The 21564-nt window shown below is 41.3% G+C and carries 19 protein-coding genes, 24 tRNA genes and 2 pseudogenes; 10 read left to right on the top strand and 35 right to left on the bottom strand.

The features are described 5' to 3' along the window. Positions 1 to 187 precede the first annotated feature (187 nt). From CV014_RS08880 to CV014_RS08750, 27 genes are all read right to left on the bottom strand, one after another. Positions 188 to 261 (bottom strand) — tRNA-His (locus tag CV014_RS08880). Between the two features lie 6 nt (positions 262 to 267). Further along, positions 268 to 341 (bottom strand) — tRNA-Ala (locus CV014_RS08875). Between the two features lie 3 nt (positions 342 to 344). Then, positions 345 to 442, bottom strand: a tRNA-Arg gene (locus tag CV014_RS08870). Between the two features lie 6 nt (positions 443 to 448). After that, a tRNA-Val gene (locus CV014_RS08865) sits at positions 449 to 524 on the bottom strand. Between the two features lie 132 nt (positions 525 to 656). Continuing rightward, positions 657 to 728, bottom strand: a tRNA-Thr gene (locus CV014_RS08860). Positions 729 to 731: 3 nt separating this feature from the next. Next, positions 732 to 828 (bottom strand) — tRNA-Met (locus CV014_RS08855). Positions 829 to 830: 2 nt separating this feature from the next. Next, positions 831 to 904, bottom strand: a tRNA-Leu gene (locus tag CV014_RS08850). A 6-nt stretch (positions 905 to 910) separates the two neighbouring features. Then, positions 911 to 985: transfer RNA gene (locus CV014_RS08845), tRNA-Lys, on the bottom strand. Positions 986 to 991: 6 nt separating this feature from the next. Continuing rightward, positions 992 to 1066 (bottom strand) — tRNA-Lys (locus CV014_RS08840). Between the two features lie 4 nt (positions 1067 to 1070). After that, a tRNA-Leu gene (locus CV014_RS08835) sits at positions 1071 to 1169 on the bottom strand. Positions 1170 to 1266: 97 nt separating this feature from the next. Beyond that, a tRNA-Pro gene (locus CV014_RS08830) sits at positions 1267 to 1343 on the bottom strand. A gap of 8 nt (positions 1344 to 1351) precedes the next feature. Next, positions 1352 to 1429, bottom strand: a tRNA-Leu gene (locus CV014_RS08825). 28 nt (positions 1430 to 1457) lie between these two features. Then, positions 1458 to 1532, bottom strand: a tRNA-Gln gene (locus tag CV014_RS08820). Positions 1533 to 1537: 5 nt separating this feature from the next. Then, a tRNA-Gln gene (locus tag CV014_RS08815) sits at positions 1538 to 1614 on the bottom strand. A gap of 5 nt (positions 1615 to 1619) precedes the next feature. Further along, positions 1620 to 1694 (bottom strand) — tRNA-Asn (locus CV014_RS08810). A 9-nt stretch (positions 1695 to 1703) separates the two neighbouring features. Beyond that, positions 1704 to 1777 (bottom strand) — tRNA-Phe (locus CV014_RS08805). A 5-nt stretch (positions 1778 to 1782) separates the two neighbouring features. After that, positions 1783 to 1856, bottom strand: a tRNA-Arg gene (locus tag CV014_RS08800). A 6-nt stretch (positions 1857 to 1862) separates the two neighbouring features. Next, positions 1863 to 1950, bottom strand: a tRNA-Ser gene (locus CV014_RS08795). 4 nt (positions 1951 to 1954) lie between these two features. Next, positions 1955 to 2039, bottom strand: a tRNA-Tyr gene (locus CV014_RS08790). Between the two features lie 126 nt (positions 2040 to 2165). Continuing rightward, positions 2166 to 2258 (bottom strand) — tRNA-Glu (locus CV014_RS08785). Between the two features lie 127 nt (positions 2259 to 2385). Next, a tRNA-Trp gene (locus CV014_RS08780) sits at positions 2386 to 2457 on the bottom strand. Between the two features lie 3 nt (positions 2458 to 2460). Then, a tRNA-Ile gene (locus CV014_RS08775) sits at positions 2461 to 2539 on the bottom strand. An 8-nt stretch (positions 2540 to 2547) separates the two neighbouring features. Next, positions 2548 to 2621 (bottom strand) — tRNA-Glu (locus tag CV014_RS08770). A 3-nt stretch (positions 2622 to 2624) separates the two neighbouring features. Continuing rightward, a tRNA-Asp gene (locus CV014_RS08765) sits at positions 2625 to 2698 on the bottom strand. Between the two features lie 201 nt (positions 2699 to 2899). Beyond that, the gene (locus CV014_RS08760; RefSeq protein WP_236141691.1) at positions 2900 to 3436 is read right to left on the bottom strand and encodes an HNH endonuclease; all 537 of its coding nucleotides are present in this window, start codon (positions 3434 to 3436) and stop codon (positions 2900 to 2902) included. An 850-nt stretch (positions 3437 to 4286) separates the two neighbouring features. Further along, positions 4287 to 4760 (bottom strand): EVE domain-containing protein, encoded by a 474-nt coding sequence (locus CV014_RS08755; protein WP_329608362.1) that lies wholly within the window; start codon positions 4758 to 4760, stop codon positions 4287 to 4289. Between the two features lie 154 nt (positions 4761 to 4914). Beyond that, entirely contained in the window at positions 4915 to 5244 is a 330-nt protein-coding gene (locus tag CV014_RS08750) for a hypothetical protein (RefSeq protein ID WP_236141689.1), read from the bottom strand. Positions 5245 to 5621: 377 nt separating this feature from the next. Here CV014_RS08750 and CV014_RS08745 point away from each other — a divergent pair, with 377 nt between their 5' ends. Beyond that, positions 5622 to 6107 carry a hypothetical protein gene (locus CV014_RS08745; RefSeq protein ID WP_236141688.1) on the top strand — a complete coding sequence of 162 codons (486 nt, stop codon included), beginning with the start codon at positions 5622 to 5624 and terminating at the stop codon, positions 6105 to 6107. Continuing rightward, the gene (locus tag CV014_RS08740; protein ID WP_236141687.1) at positions 6104 to 6493 is read left to right on the top strand and encodes a hypothetical protein; all 390 of its coding nucleotides are present in this window, start codon (positions 6104 to 6106) and stop codon (positions 6491 to 6493) included. Before CV014_RS08745 ends, CV014_RS08740 begins: the two co-directional genes overlap by 4 nt. 186 nt (positions 6494 to 6679) lie before the next feature. On the opposite strand, the gene CV014_RS08735 is transcribed toward CV014_RS08740, so the two are convergent. The 4 genes from CV014_RS08735 to CV014_RS08725 form a co-directional block, all read right to left on the bottom strand. Continuing rightward, the gene (locus tag CV014_RS08735; RefSeq protein ID WP_236141686.1) at positions 6680 to 6958 is read right to left on the bottom strand and encodes a hypothetical protein; all 279 of its coding nucleotides are present in this window, start codon (positions 6956 to 6958) and stop codon (positions 6680 to 6682) included. Between the two features lie 449 nt (positions 6959 to 7407). Further along, a complete protein-coding gene (arfB, locus tag CV014_RS08730; RefSeq protein ID WP_236141685.1) occupies positions 7408 to 7821 on the bottom strand; it encodes an alternative ribosome rescue aminoacyl-tRNA hydrolase ArfB in 414 nt (137 codons plus the stop codon). A gap of 111 nt (positions 7822 to 7932) precedes the next feature. Beyond that, entirely contained in the window at positions 7933 to 8061 is a 129-nt protein-coding gene (locus CV014_RS29940; RefSeq protein ID WP_268964565.1) for a hypothetical protein, read from the bottom strand. A 44-nt stretch (positions 8062 to 8105) separates the two neighbouring features. Then, positions 8106 to 9191: a tyrosine-type recombinase/integrase gene (locus tag CV014_RS08725; protein ID WP_236141684.1), complete on the bottom strand. Its 1086-nt coding sequence runs from the start codon at positions 9189 to 9191 to the stop codon at positions 8106 to 8108. Positions 9192 to 9411: 220 nt separating this feature from the next. Here CV014_RS08725 and CV014_RS08720 point away from each other — a divergent pair, with 220 nt between their 5' ends. Continuing rightward, on the top strand, positions 9412 to 10098 hold the full coding sequence (locus tag CV014_RS08720; RefSeq protein WP_236141683.1) for a hypothetical protein: 687 nt from the start codon (positions 9412 to 9414) through the stop codon (positions 10096 to 10098). A gap of 92 nt (positions 10099 to 10190) precedes the next feature. On the opposite strand, the gene CV014_RS08715 is transcribed toward CV014_RS08720, so the two are convergent. Continuing rightward, complete coding sequence (locus CV014_RS08715) at positions 10191 to 10703, bottom strand: hypothetical protein (RefSeq protein ID WP_236141682.1); 513 nt, start codon at positions 10701 to 10703, stop codon at positions 10191 to 10193. Positions 10704 to 11003: 300 nt separating this feature from the next. On the opposite strand from CV014_RS08715, the gene CV014_RS08710 reads away from it, so the two are divergent. Next, positions 11004 to 11831: a DNA/RNA non-specific endonuclease gene (locus tag CV014_RS08710; protein ID WP_236141681.1), complete on the top strand. Its 828-nt coding sequence runs from the start codon at positions 11004 to 11006 to the stop codon at positions 11829 to 11831. A gap of 5 nt (positions 11832 to 11836) precedes the next feature. Here CV014_RS08710 and CV014_RS08705 read toward each other — a convergent pair whose 3' ends face one another. Then, entirely contained in the window at positions 11837 to 12241 is a 405-nt protein-coding gene (locus CV014_RS08705) for a nuclease A inhibitor family protein (protein WP_236141680.1), read from the bottom strand. A gap of 336 nt (positions 12242 to 12577) precedes the next feature. Here CV014_RS08705 and CV014_RS08700 point away from each other — a divergent pair, with 336 nt between their 5' ends. From CV014_RS08700 to CV014_RS08690, 3 genes are all read left to right on the top strand, one after another. Further along, positions 12578 to 13837, top strand: a complete 1260-nt coding sequence (locus CV014_RS08700; RefSeq protein ID WP_236141679.1) for an ISAs1 family transposase — start codon at positions 12578 to 12580, stop codon at positions 13835 to 13837. 16 nt (positions 13838 to 13853) lie between these two features. Then, positions 13854 to 14246 carry a DUF4112 domain-containing protein gene (locus CV014_RS08695; protein WP_268964566.1) on the top strand — a complete coding sequence of 131 codons (393 nt, stop codon included), beginning with the start codon at positions 13854 to 13856 and terminating at the stop codon, positions 14244 to 14246. Between the two features lie 324 nt (positions 14247 to 14570). Then, entirely contained in the window at positions 14571 to 17024 is a 2454-nt protein-coding gene (locus CV014_RS08690; protein WP_236141677.1) for an ATP-binding protein, read from the top strand. A gap of 205 nt (positions 17025 to 17229) precedes the next feature. Here the strand turns inward: CV014_RS08690 and CV014_RS08685 are convergent. Beyond that, positions 17230 to 17481, bottom strand: a pseudogene (locus CV014_RS08685) (endonuclease NucS domain-containing protein); the annotation flags it as partial. A 161-nt stretch (positions 17482 to 17642) separates the two neighbouring features. Here CV014_RS08685 and CV014_RS08680 point away from each other — a divergent pair. Both CV014_RS08680 and CV014_RS08675 read left to right on the top strand, forming a co-directional pair. Then, positions 17643 to 17978, top strand: a complete 336-nt coding sequence (locus CV014_RS08680) for a DUF5674 family protein (RefSeq protein WP_268964564.1) — start codon at positions 17643 to 17645, stop codon at positions 17976 to 17978. Then, positions 17975 to 18349: a hypothetical protein gene (locus tag CV014_RS08675; protein WP_236141676.1), complete on the top strand. Its 375-nt coding sequence runs from the start codon at positions 17975 to 17977 to the stop codon at positions 18347 to 18349. Before CV014_RS08680 ends, CV014_RS08675 begins: the two co-directional genes overlap by 4 nt. Positions 18350 to 18755: 406 nt before the next feature. Here the strand turns inward: CV014_RS08675 and CV014_RS08670 are convergent. Next, positions 18756 to 18989 (bottom strand): annotated as a pseudogene (locus CV014_RS08670) (transposase); the annotation flags it as partial. Positions 18990 to 19461: 472 nt separating this feature from the next. Between CV014_RS08670 and CV014_RS08665 the strand changes: the two are divergent. Continuing rightward, entirely contained in the window at positions 19462 to 21489 is a 2028-nt protein-coding gene (locus CV014_RS08665) for a hypothetical protein (protein WP_236141675.1), read from the top strand. Positions 21490 to 21564 lie beyond the last annotated feature (75 nt).

Below are 21564 nucleotides of genomic sequence, written 5' to 3'. Positions count from 1 at the left end.
TGTGACGTAACTTAACTTAAATCCACCAGGGAGGTACTGCCCCTCCTGTTGCCGCGTTATCAGCACGGTGCTTCACTTTTTAGCCTCTGGTGGAAGGCGGAAGATGGAGGAATCGAACCCCTGGGTTTTACCCCACCCCGGTTTTCAAGACTGGTTGCCGACCATGTAGCGGCATCTTCCTTAAAGGGGTGTCCGACGGGGCTTGAACCCGTTATAACTGGTTCCACAAACCAGTGCCGCGACCGCTTTGGCTTCAGACACCATAAGTGGAATCAAGGGGATTTGAACCCCTAGCCTTCCGCTTGCAAGGCGGACGCTCTAGCCATTTGAGCTATGACCCCATGTGGCAGGAGTGAAGGGACTCGTAGGCGTAAGCCTTCCCGAAGGATACCCCTACAAATCGATTTAGAAGATCGATGCCCATCCATTAGGCGACACTCCCATAAATTGGTAGCCCTGGCAGGAGTTGAACCCGCTACTTCCTCTTTGTAAGAGAGGCACTCTACCAACTGAGTTACAGGGCTAAGAGAGCGATTGCCTTCGGCACGCTACGCGAACGACGAGACTCGAACTCGTACCGTGAGGAGAGGAAGACTCTGATGCTGCCTTTACACCACGATGGCGTAACCGCCCGCCGTAGGCGATCGCATAATTCAAGCTGGTGACAGGAGTTGAACCCGCAACCCATCGCTTACAAGGCGATTGCTCTGCCGTTGAGCCACACCAGCATTTGGTAGCGGAGCCGGGATTTGTAGCTTGCTTCCCGAAGGGTACCCGGTACGTGAAGGCTTATGAGACCTCAGAGCGCACCATAGCTCAATCTCCGCGAGTACCCCTGACAGGATTTGAACCTGTATAAAACCCGTTTTAAGCAGGTCATGTCTGCCAATTGCATCACAGGGGTAAAATTTGGTGGGTGCTACAGGAGTTGAACCTGTGTCAACCTGATTAAGAGTCAGGAGCATAACCGTTCTGCCAAACGCCCAAGATTTGGTGGGTCGCCCAGGGGTTGAACCTGGATAAGTCCGCTTAAAAGGCGGCTGCATATCCGCTCTGCCAACGACCCAAATTGGTACTCCCGACAGGAATCGTAGCTTGCTTCCGCGAAGCCGTACTTGTAACAATTCCGTCCCTCAAACGGAAGCGTTTACCAATTTCGCCACGGGAGCATAGTTGGGCAAATGCCCAGTACCCCTGACAGGAGTTGAAAGAGCAACAAACCCGGTCTAAACGGGCTACGTCTGCCAATTGCGTCACAGGGGTAAATGGTCGGGATGGTAGGATTTGAACCTACGACTCCTTGTCCCCAAAACAAGGCTTCTAGACCACTGAATTACATCCCGATATTAGTTGGTACTCCTGATGGGATTTGAACCCATACACAGACTGTTTTTGAAACAGCCGCCTCTTCCAGTTGGGCTACAGGAGTATAATTTGTCTGCTTTATCAAAGCAGAACTGGGAAGGCAGGAATCGAACCCGCGAGATCCTGAGCCAAAATCAGGTGGCTTTGCCAACGTCGCCTACTTCCCAATAAATGGCTGCCGAGGTAGGGTTTGAACCTACAAACTCCTGTTTCAGAGACAGGTGACTCTACCAATTCGTCTACTCGGCAATAAATGGCTGCCCCAGTAAGAGTCGAACTTACAACCTCGCGGTTAACAGCCGCTTGCTCTGCCATTGAGCTATGGGGCAATGTGCCAGCCCCCCAGATCCGGATTGAACGGATGACCTCCTGTTCTTCAGACAGGCGCTACTACCAACTGAGCTACTAGGGGATAGGCGAGAACGGAAGGACTTGAACCTTCACTTTTCAGTTTCGTAGACTGATGTGTTATCCAGTTACACCACGTTCTCATAAAGCGGAGAGAGTGGGAGTTGAACCCACAGTGAGATACTGAATCTCACGACTGTTTAGCAAACAGCTTGCCCTGCCAATAGCAATCTCTCCATAATGGGCCGGGTAGGATTTGAACCTACGAAGCACAGAGGCATCCGTTTTACAGACGGCTTCCTTCAACCGGACTTGGATACCGACCCAAATCAATGTCCACTTGATAGAAATACATCTACAAGGGATGGAGTGAAGGGGAATCGAACCCCTATCCAGCAAGCGTCCGTTTGTTGGTTTCGTTGCTGTCGATCACCATTCGTCACCCCATGAGGCAGTGCAGACGGGACTCGTAGCTTGCTTCCCGAAGGGTACCCGCTAATTACACGCTTGAAAGACGTGCCGCTCGACCACTTCGCTTCTGCACCATGTATGCCATGTAAGTTGAAAAAGCTGTTGATTCACACACAGGAATTGAACCTGCATAGACTGTTTTAGAGACAGTTGCCTTACCATTAGGCGAGTATGTAAGCTTTTTCGATCAGGACACGGCAACGCACAGACAAGGATTTGAACCCAGAACAACAGTTTTGGAGACTGTAGTGTTGCCAATTACACCATCTGTGCATTTGGTCGCAGTGGTGGGAGTTGAACCCACATTTACCAAGTTATGAGCTTGGGGCTTTGCCGTTAGTTAAGCTACACTGCAATGTTTGCAAGCCTCGACGGGAGTTGCACCCGCTTCTCCGTGCTTGAGAGGCACAGCGACTTATCTATTCGTCCACAAGGCTACACGGGGATGATGGGATTTGAACCCACGGCTTCCTGTTCGACAGACAGGCACTCTTAACCACTGAGTTACACCCCCACGTTGGGTGGCAATTATTTAGTTTTCATGGTTCTGATAGTGTTTGCTCTGTTCCTTTTTGGGAGGCTTGATTGCTTCACTACATTTATACTACATAAATACTACAGAAGTGTCAAGGGTGTACTACAAACTTTTTTTAGAGGTGAGAGGGCAGGATTATTTAATGGCTGTATTGCCCTCTGTGACTGGGATGGAAGTCAATTACTCACCTTCAGGGTGGCGTTGTGAGTTCCAGAACTGTTCGGCAAATGCTACTGCTGGGTGAATTGGGGCTTTGGGCTTGGTTTTCAGTACCATTCCAGCTTCATGGGGTAGGCGATCCCTCTTGGTTGAGTTACACTTCTCACACGCTGTTACAACGTTGTCCCAGGTATGTTGTCCACCCTTGGAGCGGGGAATCACATGGTCAAGCGTTAAATGCTTGGTGCTACCGCAGTATTGGCAGGTGTGGTTGTCTCGCCTCAAAACTTCACGACGGTTGACAGGAGGTACTTTCCAGTGCCGTTCGGGATTGCCAACGGTCAAGCGAATGTGTTCTGGTACTTGTAGTACGATACTGGGTGAGCGAACTTCCCACTGTTTTGTAGTACCAAAATTCACAGACTCTGCTTGACCTGTGACTAATAGCACGATTGCTCGTTTGATGTTGATGCGTGCTAGTGGTAGGTAGTTTTTAGAGAACACCACAACTGAATTTTGTAATATGTGTGGTTGCCTAAAAGGTGGTTGAGCTTCCATGTGATTCACTCCTAAAAAAATAACCCCCGCCTCTGGATGAAAAGAAGCGGGGGTTAGGTAGTTGATACTTTTTGCCCTATGTGGGTGCTATAAGACATTTGCACCTCCCGCTTTGCTTCAGTTGCTCTGGATTCAGCCAACAGGCTAACGCTCCAAAAAAGCCAATGTTTATAGATTTATCGCCAATGAACAGATAAATTCCCCCAAACGCAAATAGCGCAATTGCTCTGCCTAAACCCTTGTTGGTTCGGCAATGCACTGCGCTACTCATGCCTGAAGAGAATCTGGTGGTCATTGAATGTTTGTAGTATTTGTAATTAGGACTAATTTCAATAATACAGTTGTAGTATGTGTTTGTCTACTGCACATCTGTGGGGGGAAAGTCTAACGAGCGATCGCATCCAAGTCGCCTTTTCCTCTAAGAAGCTATTTAACTTTTTTAATATCCTCTCCTGCATTACCATACAGAATTAAATTTCCGTCGCTGTCAACAATCTCAATATACCCATTGGGGTGAAAGTCTGGATACACGTAAACTGTGACAATGCCTCTCTCTGTAAAAGGCTTGCAATGTTCGTCATAAGAAGGGAATTCAACTTTATCCCCAGGTTTTAATTGTCGTTTCGATTTTTTCATGGTTGTAGTTGGCGATCGCTCTGGTTGTAAGGCGATCGCCTTTTTCCTCTAAGAAAATTGTTTAGTTAAGTGCAGCCATAATCGCAGTTTCTATCGAATTTAAGGTTGTCTCCTGTACAAAGCCTGTTACTGCATTGATTTTGTTTAAATACTTGGATACTTGAGCATCTGCATACTCGCAAAGTACGCAAGCAACCACACAAGCACTTCATAGTTAATAGTTATTTGTTGGTATTGAACACCTCATCGCCAGAATCTTGTTAGCCACTGCTAAAGAAACAGGCATCACCGATAAGCGATTTCCTGTTCTCACCACCATTAATTCTTCAGGGTTAAATTCTTGTCTGAGTGTTGATAGCAAGATGGATTGGTCAAAAGTTTCCACGAATTCCACTACAACTGTTTGCCAACGGGGAGATTCGGGAGTTGATTTTGGATCAAAGTAAATACTATTTAGGTCAAACTGGGTGGGGTCATCAATACCCGTTGTTACTACACGCATTAGCCCAGCAATCCCAGGAGGATTAGTATTGGAGTGATAGAAAAAAGCTAAATCTCCTGGCTGCATTTGGCGCAAAAAGTTACGAGCTTGATAATTACGGACACCGTCCCAGATAGTTTTCCCCTGCTGTTGTAGGTCAGTAATGCTAAATACTTCTGGTTCTGACTTCATGAGCCAATAATTCATCGCCACAGATTATGGATATATAAGCTTTCTCATCTACTATCCCACTGGGGAGGCGAAAATTAGACCATAATTAAACCATTTATGCTAATCCCGGCAACTTAACCTGACATCACCGGAATTTGCATAGAATGACCCTCATCGCCATTTTCAGTTTTCAGCCCTTATCCCCTGCTTTATACTCTAGTCCTTCACTCTCACTAGGAGTCATTTTTTGAGCAGTGCCATTAAGAATTTGCTCCCACATCTCATCAAAGCTGATACCTCGTTTTTTAGCTAAATACTCCACCCTCTGCCTAATCAATGTGTCTCGCTCCTGAAGTTGGCTACATAAAAGAGACTGTGCCTGGACAACCTTAGTACGACCACTTACCCACGCATCCACAGTGAGTAAGTCATTGTCATACTCGCCAAGTGCGGGAATAGCTAACCTTTCATCCTTTCTGGGCATTTCATCCTTTCTGGGGTTTGATTCTACTGCATTCATATTGCTACTTTAAGTGCTTATATTTTTCCAAATCTGCCCCAGAATTGGCACAAAAAAGGTTACTCCTATATATTATCCCAATATTGACCCATATCTGGTACAAATACGCCCACATTTGCTAGGATGCAGAAGTACCCAAGAAAAACTAGTAGTTCACCAACCCAAAAATGCTGTTTTGTTGGTCGGCAGAGGAGCAGGGGGGCAGGGGAGCAGAGGAGAGATTTGTACAATTTTCCCCTCTGTCCCTCCGCACCTGAAGCCCCTCTGCTTGCCACTACGCAAAGTTTGCGTGGCGAAGCACTAGAGAGCAATACATGAACCAAAGCTCTAAATCTGGTCGTTCTTTACTGCAACTGAATCCTCAAAACTATTAAAATATGCTGAAATTCAAGTCAAAAATAACTTCTCGTCAAATTGTGGCTATAGGAACAAGCCTTGTTCTGTCTACGACTGCTTTACCACCGCGCCTAGTGAGTGCGAATCCTGCGGTACTTGCACCCGCAGCTTTGTGTGCAGGCACGGCTGGGGTAGGATGTGTGCTGATTGGAGTTGCTATTGTAGGTGGCACTGTTTACTATATTTGGCGATCTACCAGAAATGGGAAGTATTATGCAGCAAATGCCAATGGACAAATCAACAATTCTGAACGATTAGTTGGTACAGCGAAGCCTTTGCAAAGTAGAGCTATTTCTGGAATAGAGGCAGCAAAATTAGGGGATGCTCACTGGGCTAATAGTGTTGCTGATTGTTACAAGATTGCTAAAAGGATAGGTAAAACACTCAAGAGAAGTCATCTTGCAGCAGGTGGTGGATACTGGTGTATTTTTCCTGGAGAAACAACAAGTTTTGGAGATCACAGATGAACCTACAAGAATTAGAAGCATTTAACGAATTAAGAGGCGACACGCTTTTAACATCCATCCAGACTTTTCCTAGCTTTAATGCACCAGGATATGAACTTACGGGGGGAATGGAGGTTTGTGTCGGAGTCAATGATGCCATTGCTGAGATTGAGCCTATAGTGTGGACTGCTGGTTACAAAAACCACCCCGAACACGAATGGAAGTTGGTGAGCTATGAGGTGTTTGTACCTCAAAAGATGGTTTTAGTTGGTAATGGTAATATGCCGTCATGCGAAACTGCGCCAGTGCATAGTGCCGTCATTTTCTGCTATTACAGTCCGGTAAAACCAGAAGTAATTAACCAGTTGATTCAACAAAATCAACCTTGGGTTATAGTCAATGAGTAATACTTAAACGTCAAGCCTACTCTTGTCTTAAAGCGACACGCTACGCACGAAGCGATCGCGTAGCGTTGTGCTGTCAGGGTAAAACTGTAAAGCTTAGGCTGCACTTATAGGATTGCTTGTGTCTAAAAAATATGAAAATTCTCTCTATAAGGCTGGTTGCACATTGGACAAAATTTGTATTTTGTCTCAATCCTCATCCTCTTCTATTCCAAATTCTTCAACACTCTCCCAATTAAATCGCCAAATTTTACCATTAATCTCAATTAAATCTGATTCCCCATCACGATATAAAACTTCTTTTCCTTCACCATCTTTAGAATAACCATTAACTTTTATTTCCTCAAATAATGAAGGTTGTACTTCAAATAAGGAAATAAGTTTTTTATAATTTATGTCTGTTGGCTTAATCATGTTGCTTACTTTTCCTGTCTTTTTACCGGAGAGATTTTTCAATAACCCATCCAAAATATACACCGCTTTCCATAGGCCACAAGTAATAAAATGAGTAAACAAGGTAATCAAATCAGTGAACAGTAAGCAGTCCTGAAGGCGCATAGTGGGGGATGAGTGACCCACCAAAACACGCTGACCACCAATTGGTGTATTAACTGATAACTGTTAAACTTGCTTGTTCTAATTTTCTGGAATTTGCTATCTAGGCTTGGTAGTCATTATTAGTCAAGCAACTTATCAATAACTTCTATAAATTACCCTGGGGAAGATAACCCCAACAAAAGCCCAGTCATTCCGGCTGGGTTTTTGGTTTAAGAGGATCATACTTTTAGGACTTACGCAGTGATAGGAAGAATCAAGGGTTTGGGCGAGGGTATAGGGGTATAGGGGTGTGGGGGTGTAGGTGTTCAAAACCCTTACACCCCTTCTTCACAAATAACCTCTGTGCGTAAGTCCTGACTTTAATCAATTATCTGCCTTCTCATGGACTTAATTTGTCCTCGCTTAGTTTTACTATCAAGACGTTTGGAGTGAGAACTGCGAGTTGGTTTGGTGGGTTTGCGTTTTCTCTTGATTACAACTGCGCTTTTAATCAGTTCTTTGAGTCGTTCTAAAGCTTCCTCACGGTTTTGCTCTTGGCTGCGATGTTCTTGAGCCTTAATGACAATAACCCCCTCTTGGGTAATGCGTCGGTCATTCAGTTTCAAAAGCTGTTCTTTGTAGAAACTGGGTAATGATGAAGCCTGAATGTTAAAGCGTAAGTGAATGGCAGTAGAAACCTTGTTGACGTTTTGACCCCCTGCTCCTTGAGAACGAATCGCGCTCATTTCGAGTTCGCTATCGGGGATAATGATTTTATTAGAGATTTGCAGCATAACTTATATATAGCGTTATTGGGGCGATCGCGTAGCGGTAGCGAGTCATTGAGCGTCTGCCTACGGCGGTAAACTATGCTCCTACCTGATTCAAGCGTTCCCTTCGGGATGCTACGCAAACGCGTAGCGTCTCGCAGAGAGGAAAAAAACACAGCGATGGCGTAACCGCCGACGGTAGGTCATCGCCAAAGCTGTAAATTGAGCGATCGCTATCGCACCCCCATCACTCATCATCATCATCTAAATACAACCCACTACTATTAGTCAGTTGGCTAACATTTCCCTCAAAACCTCGGCAGTACCGTACCTGTTCCCGCATCCTTTTTGGGACGAATATAAGTTTTGGTAGTATCAGACTTGGTATGTCCCAACTGGTCTTGCACATCAAACAGTGGTTTAATCTCCACCGCCCTTGTTGCGTGAGAGTGCCTGAGCCAGTGACAAGAAAATTCTATTTTAGCCACCTCAGAGATATCTTGAATCAACCTTTTAATCGCCCTATCGCTCAACGGCAACCCCCGTTTTTTCGGGTCAGGTGACATATTGGGGAATACCGGCATCTTGTCACTAGCCATCCCCCGGTACTTTTTCAATAACTTAGAAGTCTCGTGGTCTAAGCCAATCTCGCGATACTTCCCACCCTTACCCCGAAACTTAATTGTGTAATATCCGCGCTCCCTATCTTCTGGTACTGGGTCAAATTGCCATTTAAAATCGCGCCAATATAAACCCGGATAATCTTCCTTGGGCTGGCCTGGTTCATCACCCGGAATTGTTACCCGCCCCACTTCACCAACGCGCATTCCACTATAAAAAAGCAAACAAAAAACTAGCCAATGCTTACCCCCCAACTGCTGGGCAGCTTGGGCTAGTTTCTTCATTTCCCAATCTTCTAGATAACGTTCTGCTTTGGGTAAATTACTGAAATTATCGTAATTTATGGTACTTGCTATATTCCGCAAGAAATAGCCAACATTTTCGCCACTCCCATAACTCCAAAGCGACCGGAGCATCAAAATCTGGTTTGATTTAGTATAAGGGGAAACCTCACCCCAACTAGCAATAAATTCCAGTAACTTTGGTTGCTGGATTAATCTGAAATCGGGTATACCTTGATGACGTACCCAATCGAGTAATTTTTGACCAAAACGATAGTATTTTCGCTTAGTTTGTTCCCGATTTTGACTGCCTGCCCAAGCTAAGATTAACTCCTCATCATTACTCACAGCAGGGGTGCGGTAATAATATTGTCTGATTACCTCCGATACCAATTCTGGAGTTACTTGTTGATTAGTATTTGGGGTGACAACTTCCCCTTGATGACGAGGAAGAATTTCTACGGAGCTAACCTCAATATTAGTCACATCCATTGGGGAAATAAGAATTACGCGACCATAAATATATGGCTTCCTGGAAGTGATGTTTCAGGAAGCTTATATTTAATTGTAGAGCTAAGTGGATGTGCTGGCATGAAGAGAACAGTTAACCAATGCCCAGGCTTTGGGGTTGGTGGTGATTTAGATGTAGCATTTAGACGGTACTTGCCAGAACTAAAGATTGTATTTTTAAAGAAGCTCTTGGTTGTGAGTCATGAGTAAACACCTGAATTTATGGCAAAAACTCAACCAACGACAACAAGCTACCCTCACCGCTATCTACCACGCAGACCAATCGGCGGAGGCAGCACAAAAAGAAGCTTGGCTATTAGGTTCACCCAGAGAATCTGCTGCTGTGTGGCGGAATCTGCAATATTATTTTGAACCCACAAGCCATGAAACTTTATTGCATAGGTTGCTGAGAAAGGCTAATGTGGTTGACCAAGGACTGGGTTCAACTTTGCGGGTGTTGGAAGGACACAAGCTAATTCAATGTAATTATTATCAAAACGAACTAATTTCCATCAAGCTGACTACAACGGGGCGTGCTGTTACGCGTGCAGGTAATGGTGAATCAGCACCCAAAAAACCACCCAAGGGACAGTTAAAACCAAGGCAGTGGGCAGCATTGGTCACGGCCTATCTTTCAGGTGAGAACGGAATAGACAGTGGTGCAAGCTTGGGTGATTACGCTGGGTTTAGTTGGCGGTGGACTTGGTTAAGACTGGTAGATTATTACGGAACAGACAATGGTTTAGTTAAAGAAATCGGCTACTGGAACAAAAACGGTCAACACTCAACCAAGCTGGTTGTTACTCAGGCGGGGATGGAGTTTTACCGTCAACAGTGGGAACATTACCACGCTCTTTACCCAGATGTGAATGCCCCTATTCCTGAGTAGTAGGTCATGCTGCTTTTAAGCCTTAGACACAACTTAAAATTATGTTGAATCGAATCCCATTCCATTAAACCCTATTGTGGGTACACTGGCAGTTATTTCACTGGATGGTACAGCCCGTCATTGGGGTGATATTCCCAAGCCGTACTCATGGGGTCGCGGTTACGTGACCAACTGATAAATTCTTTGGGGGTGAGTTTTTCCCTTTCAGCAATCAGGCTTTGGGGAGTTACACCAAGTCTTTGGGCTAAATTTTCATTTGTTCTGGGTAGCAGTTCAACTTGGGGTTGTTGATGTGAGTAAACTTGTCTGCGCGGTCGAGTGCTGTTGTATCTACCAGAAACCATCGCCCTCTCCATCTGCTCCAGCTTCTTGGTAATTGCGTCGAGCTTGGTTTCTAGTTTCTCTTCTAGCTGCTTGACTGCTAAACTACTAGGGGCAATATCGCTATCAATTTTGCTATCAAATTGGGTGATTAATTCCTCTAACTCTTGCAACAAGGCGATTGTATGACCTTGACGATGTAGTTTGGATAGTTTTTTTACTGCTGGAATTAGGGCAGTAGGCACGCGAATCATTTCACTGGGTGGGGTTTTTTGGTCTGGCATTTGATATCAAATTTGATAGCAATTAACTGATTGTAGAGTGAAAGCGGTCTTCTGATTGCGATCCGATCGCTTACACAACTATTTTCTTAGAGGAAATTTAAGCGATGACCTACGCTACACCGAAAGAGCGATGGCGTAATGCAAGAGCGTAGCTGATCGCCACTCACCAGAATTTTCTTAGAGGAAAAATTAGGGTTAGTGGGGCAGGAGACTTGACAATTTGAAGCCTAGCTGAGTGAAAGTCAGGAAATACAATCAAAAATACTGAAGTGAAATAAGTCTCTAGGGGTGCGTCAATTTATGGGAATTTGTCGAAATTTGGGTGTAGCGGCGTTGGTGGCGTTGATTGTCGGGTGTTCGCCAGCCCAGTCCCAAGTGCCACCATTAACTGAACTTTCCCCATCAATCAGTGTGCATTTACTGCTGGGAAATCCCAGTGGTGCAACACCAACAAAGCTGACACCTGATAATTACCTGATGGTCAAAAATCAATATGCTCTCTCCTACAACAACAGCAAGGGAACTGCTAACTGGGTAGCTTGGCAGCTAAATTCCTCATGGTTGGGAGATGCAGACAGGCAGAATAACTTTCGCCCAGATAACACATTGCCTGCTGGTTGGGTGCGAGTGACTGCTTCTATGTACTCTGGAAGTGGATATGACAGAGGGCATATTGCACCATCGGGCGATCGCACGCGAACAGCAGAGGATAATGCGGCTACTTTCCTCATGACAAACATGATGCCCCAAACACCCGATAACAACCGGAACACTTGGGGGAATTTAGAAGATTATTGTCGAGAATTGGTAAGCCAAGGTAAAGAGCTTTACATTGTCGCTGGCCCTAGCGGTAGTCAAGGTCAACCCCTCAAAGGTAAAGTGACAATTCCTAAATCCACTTGGAAGATTGTTGTTGTACTAGATAGCCCAGGCTCAGGGCTTACGGGTATTACAGCTAATACTCGCGTTATCGCAGTAAATATTCCCAACGAACCAGAATTAAATAATGACTGGAGAGCTTATAAAGTCAGTGTTGATGAATTAGAAAAGTTGACGGGTTATGATTTCTTATCTAATCTTTCCCCCAATATTCAAGCTAGTATTGAAAGTCAAGTTGATAACCAGTAAAACGGTCAAGTTTCCACAACTTTAGTAGAAAGACCAGCTAAATTTCTTGTAGGAGTTTCACCAATAATATAAACATCAATCGCTACATCACCCAGTCGATACACCTGCAAATTACTCAGGTTTTCTTTGAGTGTCTGCACAAGAGTTTGAAATCGTTTGACGGTTTCCTTCTCTTCTTCATTGTGCCAATCTTCAGGAGTTGTTGCTACACCAAAAAAATCATCCACTCCTACGATTTTTACGGGTGTGTCTATAGGATGGTTGGTCTGTTGTAAGACTTTCTCTGGTGTTGCAGGTGCAATATCTGACCACAGGAAAGCTGCACAGGGATATTCCGACTCGCTCATAAATAGCAATCCGTCTGATGCTCGTTTTAGCTGTTCTAAAATTTCTGAGTTGGTTTTAGTCATAAACCATAATAGACTAATCCAATAAAGTATAATGTGTATCGTCTATTTATCTACATTCAGGTCAAGCAGCAGATTTTTTATTCATACTTCATTATTTCTAACGGTACAAGAAAAATAATTAAAAATGGTGCAATTTAAGAGTAGTGTAAATCTTGTAAATTATGGACGCTGCTAAACGCCTTGCTACAGGGTAAGCTCATCTAATTTAGTATAATAGTAACTTGACAAATCGAAAAAGATAAGCATAAACGAGCAGAAAAAATGCACTTGACAACTGAGCAGAATAAATGAGAAGACTTCAATGCTGTTGTCAAAAAATGGTCAGGAGTCAGATCAATGTCACAAGGCTTTGAAACTAAATCTACTGATGTGATAAAAAAGTCTGGTGGTCAGAGACAACCAAGACAAGTAGCAGATATCGGCAGTATTCAACAGGGTTTAGTGGAGCATTTCTCTGATATCAAAGACCCAAGAGTAGAGCGAACTAAAAAACATCAACTGACAGATATTTTAGTAATTGCAATTCTGGCAGTAATCGGGGGCGCACAAGGATGGGAAGACATCGAAAATTATGGCATCAGTAAGCAACAGTGGTTAGAAGAATTTTTGGCACTACCAAACGGAATTCCGTCAGATGATACATTTCGACGAGTGTTTGAGTTCATCAACCCAGAAGCATTAAATCGATGTTTTTTGAAATGGGTAGAAACTTTGGTCTCCAAGATGGGGGGAGAAATAATTCCCATAGATGGTAAGACAATTAGGGGTTCATATGACCGGAATCAACGGAAATCGGCACTGAATGTAATTAGTGCTTGGTCGAGTGAACAACATCTGGTTTTAGCACAGATGAAAGTAGAAGATAAATCCAATGAAATTACTGCGATTCCTGCATTATTGGAATTGCTAGATATCACAGGCTCGATCATTACTATTGATGCAATCGGCACACAAACCGAAATCGCCAAAAAGATTATCGACAAAAAGGCTGATTATGTTTTGTCCCTAAAAGCTAATCATCCCACTCTCTGTTCTCAGGTGAGTGAGTGGTTTGAAACTGCTCAGTCCAGGAATTTTTCAGGGATTGATGTCAGTTATGACAAACGGATTGAGAAAGGACATCACCGCAGAGAAATTCGTGAAGTTTGGACTGTACCCGTTGCGGCGATTGGTGAGCTTTATCAACCCAAATTATGGGCAGGATTACAAACGCTGGTGATGGTCGTCCGCGTGCGTCATCTGTGGAATAAAACTACCCGTGAGGTTCAATTTTATCTCTCCTCTTTAAACAGTGATGCTCAACTTATCGGTCGGGCTATCCGAAAACATTGGGGCATTGAGAATCAGGCTCATTGGACGCTTGATTGTACTTTTGCTGAAGATTTTTGTCGTATTCGTTCTTTCCACAGTCCGCAAAATTTTGCTCTTTTAAGACGCATTGCGCTCAATGCTCTCAATTTTGAACATACCTACAAGCGTAGTCTTCGTCAAAAAATGAAACGCACTGCTATGGATAACAATTATATGATTCAGGTTCTCAGTTGTTGTTTTCTTGACTCTACATTAGATTCTTCTAATTCCTTATGTCAAGCCTAATTGAGATGCTCTTACCCTGCGCCTTGCTACTCTAAATCGCATCCGCCAACTCAGTCGTTTGATGGATACATCAATACGCATTCCGTTAACAAGTTTTCGTATGGGAATAGACCCAATTATTGGTTTAATTCCAGGTGGTGGTGATTTAATCAGTACAGCGTTTTCAGCTTATATTATATTTTTAGCTACACGCTTTGGTATATCACGCCAAGATTTAGCCAAAATGATTTTTAATGTGGGTTTAGAAACTGTTGTGGGTACTGTGCCTTTAGTGGGAGATTTGTTTGACGCTTTTTATAAGTCCAATATTCGCAATTTAGCAATTTTAGAAAAACATTTGACAGACGTTGAACCAGAACTTCAAGAAGTATCTGATGAAATTTACAATAATCAAGTTAGTCAAGTTTAAGTAGGGAAGAATATAGAGTGATCAAGAAATTGTCCTGTACAGTATCATTCATCCCGCCGTATATTCACCACATCCGTAAGTTGTATTCATTCACCGATACGATGAGTGCCATTTTCTTAGAGGAAAAGTCAGCAATGACCTTAAGCCCCACACCCTATACCCTCGCCCAAACCCTTTATTCTTCGTATCACTGTGTAAGTCCTAAGAAGCTTCAAACCCATGATTGACTAGCACCAGACTACAAAAATACAATTTACCGGAAGCTGGAGTTAGCTGTGTATCTCATTTAGGGAAAAATAAAATTAATTCCTGTGAGGATACAAAATGTCATATACAGCTTATTTAAGCTCTATTAAAAATGAACTCCAAAGAACTGGTAAACCAAAAAAAAGCCTGCGAGTGAAAACCATCATGGAACAGTTTGGCTATCAACGGAGAAGTCAGGCATTCATTGATGAGTTTAATGCTACTCTGGATAACTTAGGACTCTGTACCGAGCCAGGGTTTGATTTATACATTCCCTTAGACACTAAAATTAATATTTCCCTCAAAGGTGTAGCAATTTCTGAAGAATTATTAACAACTCAACCAATTGATCAAAAACTGAAAGAATTGATTCAAGTCAAGCATGATTTCTTTTACTATTTATTTGACTTTGGCTCAGATCAGGAGTATGAACGTTTCCAGTCTTGTTTAGATTCTAATCAACCGATGGGGATTTTTCTCATTCCCCAAGCTGGGGATTTCTTTTCTGATATTGTAGTCAAAGTCTTAAATTATGAATTGATTAGAAAATTTCAATATCAAGGCAGTAGTGAAATTCCTGTTGCATCTGTAAGACAGTTCTCTAATAATATTATTGACTCGGACGATAGTCATGGAAATGACAAAGGAGACTCTCTTCAAGGAGCTAACATATTTCATTTTTATAGCTCAACTATGACTAGTGTCATCTTGGGAAATACTGGCTTAGAATTGCTAGATTCTGAACAATTCGACGAGCAATTTGCTCATATATCTTTAGCTTTAAACAAATATAATTCAGCCCAATCATTTATTTTATTTCATTGTCCATCATTATTAGAAATTCAATCCCACCAAAAAGAAGATACTTTAGGACATTTAGTAGATAGAGTTGCCAGTAAAATCCCCTTCACTTTTACTCTGAGATGTAAATATAACCAGGAAGCTGAAATTGAGTATAAAGAAGAGATATTAGCGCATTTCCGTCTGCTATTAGAATTACCTTATTATCAGACAGATGAAGATGATGTATCTCTACTAAATTATTTTTTAGAACTGCAAAAAGCCCAGATTCAGGCTGAATCACAATTGTTGCTGAAAATGAACCCCGAACATCTTTATCACCTTAAATGGCAACAGGAAAGCAGTGAGTATATCTATCTCAAATATTTTGCGATTAAAACTTTAGAAAGTTTAGGATATGAATTATCTCATATAGGCTGTGAGGTAGAGTTAACTTCCCAAGATGAAGAAAACATAGATGATGAGCAAAACACAGATGATGAGCAGGAATATGAAGAATATCAAAGCGAAACCATAGAAGTTTATATCAAAAATAAGATTGTGGTGGAGATAGAAACTCTGAAATATCAAGAGTTTGCCGATAATAATCTCTTTTTTGATATGATTAAAAGAATTATCCGCAAATCCCAGGTATGGCCTAATAATCTGGAAAGTTTTTGGTTAGTAGTACCTGGATTTGAAATTGCCCGCAATTACTATCAACTGAAAAAGACAAAAGAAATTTTAGAATATAAATTGGCAGGATACTATGGTGCTAACTTTAAAGTGATTATCATGACACCGGATTATGAAAAACATCAATTAGTACCTGTCTCCTTTGAAAATATAAATTATCCGACGTTTAAATATACAGCTAGAAAAAATATTACCAATCAAATCGTTCCAGTTGCGAAGACAGTAAAACTTGATTTTAACCAAGTCAAAGGACTCTATGAAGAAAAGGAAAAATTAAGGAAGCTGCTAAAACTGCAATCGCAAGGATACAAGGGAGCGGTTGGTGGTATTCTTTTCTATGGTTTACCTGGATGTGGTAAAACCTTACTAGCTAATGCTTTTGCTAATGAATCAGGGCGATATTTCTTTAAATTTTCACCTGCTGATATTGTGAGTGTTTGGATAGGTCAAAGTCAGAAGAATATTCGAGATATTTTTGCTCAAGCTAAGAAAAAAGCACCTTCAGTTTTATTTATCGATGAGTTAGATAGTATTGGGTTTAATCGTCATGAAGATCATGCCCACACTGACCAAAAAGCCACAATTAATCAATTATTAATTGAACTGAACAATATTAAAGATAGTGATGTTATAGTGATGGCTGCTACTAATTATTTAAGGGGGATTGATAGTGCATTGAAACGTTCTGGGAGACTGGATTGGAAAATTCCCATTTTCCCACCTAATCAAGCAGAGAGAGTGGAGTTATTTCAGCACTACTTATCACAAATTAATCTAAATCAGTTGGTTAATTTTGAGATGTTAGCCGAGAAGAGTGTCAGATTTACTTCATCTGATATTGAGTTAGTATGTCGAGAGGTGAATAATGCTATTTTACTGGAAGAAATCAGTTCATCTCTCACAACTTCAGATGTGATTACTTATATTCATAATCTCCAAGATGGTGGGTTAAGTTTAAATCAAGAGCAAGTGCAAGAATTTTTGCATGAATGTCAGAGATTGAGTGTAAAAAATGCGAAGTTGGAAAGTTTGAAAGTAGAGTGGGAAATTGAGTAGAGTCAGAGGATATTGGAAAAGTTCTGAGTGATGTATTCAATATAGGAATCCGATTTTTTAGGACACTAACCTGTAATAAATCAATTTTTAGCAAATCATACTTGCAGTCAATCAGATTATGTCTATGAAAGCATGGTGCGGCTGCTATTAGTTTAACTGGCTGGTCATAGTCAATTTGTTCTGCAAATAATTTTCTATCTAATAGGTTGTCATAATAACGAGTTAACTGCTGAATAACATATCTATCTTCAGCATTTTTAAGTTCTAGGATTACTAGGTGTTTTGATTCATCAAGGGCTAAAATATCGCAGACTTCACCCTTAACAGCATACTGTCGCTTTAGCGGTGTAAATCCTAATAACTGCTGTAGGTTATTCCAAATAAAATCTTCCAGTGCTGCCTCAGATGCAAATTCCCAACCCTCACTCGTTTTTCTTAAAGCAGCACCAACCAACATAATTTCTCAATCAGCGTCTAAAAATCAAGCCACAGCTAGTTTACCCTGAAATGAGGTGCGATGAATAAAGTGTTTAATTTATGATTTAAATATGGTTTAAAATATTAAAATCGAGGTAATTAAATTCCTAACGAGCTAACATTAAATAATAGTACAAACTCTTGATTATTATCATACGTAATCGTGCTACTCCCGAACAAATAGAACAGATGCTTGAGGAGCAAAAATTTTATATTAAATTGGCAGTTGATATAGAACGCCGTATCCTGGCTGGTGGCGGTGAAATGCACTACTTTTGTGAACAAGCTTTGCTTGAGGATGGCAGCTTGCAAAAAAATATCTGGGGTGCTGGCTTTATGCCGATTACTCAAAAAATCAGCTATGATTCACTCATCAACATTCGCCCCAGTCAGGGTAATCGTTCAATGGAGATACTTGACGCTACCATTAGAGAAATTGTTGCCCAAATTATTACCGAGTTGCTAGGTAACGTATGACTGACTGGACTCAAAAACAAGAACGCTTCCTGCAATATAATATCCCTACTCGCTTGGGTCACTTAGCTGCTAACTTAGCCCGAATTAAATCTTTTTGTGAGGATGTAACCCCTCAAGATGCAATAGCCAGTCTTTTAAAAGAAAGTTTGTATTTTATTGAGTGGACTGTGCCTAACATGGTGCAGACAGATGTTGACCAAGCAGCCCAGTTAGTGGAATTGGGACGGACTTTAACACGTTGGCTATTTAGCTGGGACAAAATTAGGTCTGATTCTACAGCTTTAACCCAGGTTCAAACTGAAGTTAGTTCCTGGTCACAGCGTGTTTTGGATATGTCGGGATTGTTATCAGAATCAACAGTGATCGCCTAGAAACTAAATTTCACAAGGGAGCAACGCGATTTTCTGAAGTTGGACAAAAACGAGTAACGATGTTCCACCTCGCAGGAGGCGATCGCCTATGGTTTGGCTTTTCCTCTAAGAAATTTATCCCCTTTTCCCGCACCCTCTTGACAAAAGTGCAATTATCTTAACCTCTCACGGATGGCTTTTATTCTACTCCCTTCCCAACCACAAATATGCGATTACATACAGCCCATTGCAAGTGAGCGCACCATTCATTCTTGGCAAGCTCCCAACACGCATTATGTCACACAACTTATAAATATATATAATTTTCTATGTCTAACGTATGTGTAACACTCAACAATATCAGTGAGGCTTTTTAAGAATTAAATTATTTTTAGTTCTTTAGTATCTGCTATGCCCAAATAATAGTTTATACCCTATTTAGTAAACATCTAATTCTGAAGTCATTAAAATTTCTCAAGCTATATCCAGAACGTTTATTGAGTTTAAGTTGGTTGTTAATTCCTTCTACAGTCCCACTGTTGGTTCCTTGCTCAAAGGAAGCGATTATTTCATTAAACCAACGAATCAGAGTATTGTAACTTTTGGGAAAGAGTTTCTGTGATCTAGATAGCCATATTTCTATTTGAAAAACTCTTGTGTAGAGGGAACTTTATTTATAAATCTCAAAAAATAAGTATTAAAAATAACATTTATATTAAAAATAATCTCAGTAATATTAAGAAATCCACAGTGAGGCTGTTTTGCATTCAGCCTCACTTTTTTAATTAAAAGCACACAACTCCAATTTCTAAAACTCTTGCGTAGATAGGCTTTTGAGGAACAAATAGTCACTCAGGGTAAATGAGTAGATAGCTAAAGGGGCGACAAAATTATTTATTAAAGCCTAATTTAGTTATTTATTATTTTTTTTCTTTATATTCAGTCACAATCTATATTTTATGAAACTTATAGCCATTTTATTTTTAAATCTCATCTACGTGGTACCCCAGGTTTACATTGTAGTTTTATGAATTAACTACCCGAAATTTAATTCTTGGGTTATACTAGGCTTCCCTAACAATAGATGTTGTTCTTTTAACTCTGCTGATACCGTAATATACAAAGCATTTATTATGAGCGAACCTCAAAATCTTTCTACAGTTTACGAGTTGTACTCACGACACATCCAAACTATATATGCGAGTAAAAAAGCCCAAAGAATTATTCAGGAAACTCAATCTGCCATTCTGCGCTTTCTACTCTTGGGTTTAGGTTATGAAAAACAACCAGCAGGCAGAAAAATGACTCAAGCCGAAAAACAAACAGCTTATGAATTTATGAAAACAATTCCCTTAAGCCAGCTTTTAAAACTCAATCAGGCAGTGACTAAAGGATTTGAGCTAGCTGGGGCATCAATAGCTTCTCAAAATACTTATGGAGGCAGAATTCAGCAGTTATCTGATTGGGGAGAACAGCAGTATTGGTGGCCTAGAGAAACATCTGTTGAGATTAATCAATTAAATCAATATTGTCCACCTATCCGTAAGGGCTATGGCAGAGCTAACACTAAGCAGTTAACCGAACGCAGAGAACAATATTCAGCTTATCAATTAACACTAAAAGAAATGTCTGCCGCTTTGCTTTCTCAAATGCAACAATGGGAAAAATTTCTCACAGCAAAACAGTGGCCAGGACGCTTGAGTAAACCGATTTCCAATTCATCTGCCCAAACTTACTTAAAACACATTCGTTTGATTCTCGGTTGGATGCATCACTATCGAGGCATTCCTCTTGCTGAATTGAGTTTAGATTTACTCATTCCCAAAATTACCGATGAACAAATAGAAGAATTAACTCCTAGAGAAAAAGAAAAGTTTTGGCAGCAGCATAAATACCATCTAGAAACATTAATCTGCCAATATTTTGAGTTTTTGCAGAAAGATTTGGGTGCTTTTAGCCCTTCTACTAAAAAATTCAAAATCAATGCTTTATCATCTTTGGCTAAATTTCAATACCACACAGAGATAGCTCATCTCAATGACTACAACCATATTCCCATTTTTCAAGTCATTAATAAATACAGTTGTGCTGTCCGCCAGGAAATTAAACAATGGGAACAACAAGGCCGCTCTGTAGTTGATATTGAAGACAAATGGCCTCATGTTATCGAGACTAAAACCGCGCTGAGTTCAGTGCGCGTAGAAATTTGGGAACCGTTACGCCTAGAATGTCGAGTGAGCTACGACAACTGGCATAAGCGGGAAGGTAGCACCATTGCTAAAAGCATTCAACGCTATCTTGCTTGGACTTTTCTTGCAGATATGCCTGCTAGAAGACAGGAGGAATCTAGAAGTCTCAAAGTTGCTCTGAGTTGTCCAATTAAACGTCCTGCGGAAGTTCCTGCTCACGGTCTTTACCAACCTCTACCGCCGCCAGATGTGCGTTTAAAAAGTAATTACATTCATAAAACCTATGTTCACCAAAGTCAGCATTACGAATCTGGTGTTTGGGTGTTAGATATCCAAGATTACAAAACTGATACAATTTATGGTCCGCAATCAATTGTTATTCGTAACCATAAGTTTCATGATGGTAACTGGCTTTATGACTACTTTGAACGCCATTTATATGGATGGTATTTTTATGACGATGGTCAACAACAGGGTGAGTGGCTGACAGATGGGCGCATATCTTTTGAGCCTGGTGACTGTTGTTATCTGTCTCATCGCAGTCAAAATTCTGAATTCTGGAGTTGGGGATATTTCTTCATCCAACCACTTGTGGGAATGCCCTATAATTCCACAGAATTTAAAGATTTAGTCAGAAATGCTGCACATAAATTAACTGGTGTTCCTGTCACACCGCATATTATGCGTTACGTCTGGGCTACATGGGCTTATCAAGTTGCTCTGACTGACTCTGAGCGAGAATCTTTAGCTTATGCAATGGGTCACGATGTCAAAACCATGTTGGAATTTTATGAAAAATGTACCCCAGATGAAAAACGCCGCCCGATTGAAGAAGTCATCGATGAAGTTTTGTTCAATTCTTTTTCAAAACCCAAAAAATCCTCAGAACAAGATTTAGAACAACTTGCTCAACAGTTATTGCAATTACCTAATGATGAATTACAGCAGTTTATAAAATTAGTCATTTCATAGCCAAATTGCAATCAACTTAACTCTTTAGGTAGAAATATGTGAGTTGAAAAACAATGTAATTTCTCTGCTGACCAA

The organism is Nostoc sp. CMAA1605 (genome assembly GCF_021596505.1).
In the GTDB taxonomy this organism is placed as follows: Bacteria; Cyanobacteriota; Cyanobacteriia; order Cyanobacteriales; family Nostocaceae; genus Trichormus.
This window is presented reverse-complemented; position numbering and strand designations above follow the sequence as displayed.

Excerpts from the sequence above, each read along its gene's own strand:
- CV014_RS08665 (WP_236141675.1), top strand. The coding sequence starts at position 19,462 with ATGAGCGAACCTCAAAATCTTTCTACAGTTTACGAGTTGTACTCACGA.
- arfB (WP_236141685.1), bottom strand. The coding sequence starts at position 7,821 with ATGCTGCAAATCTCTAATAAAATCATTATCCCCGATAGCGAACTCGAA.
- CV014_RS08675 (WP_236141676.1), top strand. The coding sequence starts at position 17,975 with ATGACTGACTGGACTCAAAAACAAGAACGCTTCCTGCAATATAATATC.
- CV014_RS08690 (WP_236141677.1), top strand. The coding sequence starts at position 14,571 with ATGTCATATACAGCTTATTTAAGCTCTATTAAAAATGAACTCCAAAGA.
- CV014_RS29940 (WP_268964565.1), bottom strand. The coding sequence starts at position 8,061 with ATGATGATGATGAGTGATGGGGGTGCGATAGCGATCGCTCAATTTACA.
- CV014_RS08755 (WP_329608362.1), bottom strand. The coding sequence starts at position 4,760 with ATGAATTATTGGCTCATGAAGTCAGAACCAGAAGTATTTAGCATTACT.
- CV014_RS08760 (WP_236141691.1), bottom strand. The coding sequence starts at position 3,436 with ATGGAAGCTCAACCACCTTTTAGGCAACCACACATATTACAAAATTCA.
- CV014_RS08750 (WP_236141689.1), bottom strand. The coding sequence starts at position 5,244 with ATGAATGCAGTAGAATCAAACCCCAGAAAGGATGAAATGCCCAGAAAG.
- CV014_RS08745 (WP_236141688.1), top strand. The coding sequence starts at position 5,622 with ATGCTGAAATTCAAGTCAAAAATAACTTCTCGTCAAATTGTGGCTATA.
- CV014_RS08725 (WP_236141684.1), bottom strand. The coding sequence starts at position 9,191 with ATGGATGTGACTAATATTGAGGTTAGCTCCGTAGAAATTCTTCCTCGT.
- CV014_RS08715 (WP_236141682.1), bottom strand. The coding sequence starts at position 10,703 with ATGCCAGACCAAAAAACCCCACCCAGTGAAATGATTCGCGTGCCTACT.
- CV014_RS08740 (WP_236141687.1), top strand. The coding sequence starts at position 6,104 with ATGAACCTACAAGAATTAGAAGCATTTAACGAATTAAGAGGCGACACG.
- CV014_RS08700 (WP_236141679.1), top strand. The coding sequence starts at position 12,578 with ATGTCACAAGGCTTTGAAACTAAATCTACTGATGTGATAAAAAAGTCT.
- CV014_RS08710 (WP_236141681.1), top strand. The coding sequence starts at position 11,004 with ATGGGAATTTGTCGAAATTTGGGTGTAGCGGCGTTGGTGGCGTTGATT.
- CV014_RS08705 (WP_236141680.1), bottom strand. The coding sequence starts at position 12,241 with ATGACTAAAACCAACTCAGAAATTTTAGAACAGCTAAAACGAGCATCA.
- CV014_RS08720 (WP_236141683.1), top strand. The coding sequence starts at position 9,412 with ATGAGTAAACACCTGAATTTATGGCAAAAACTCAACCAACGACAACAA.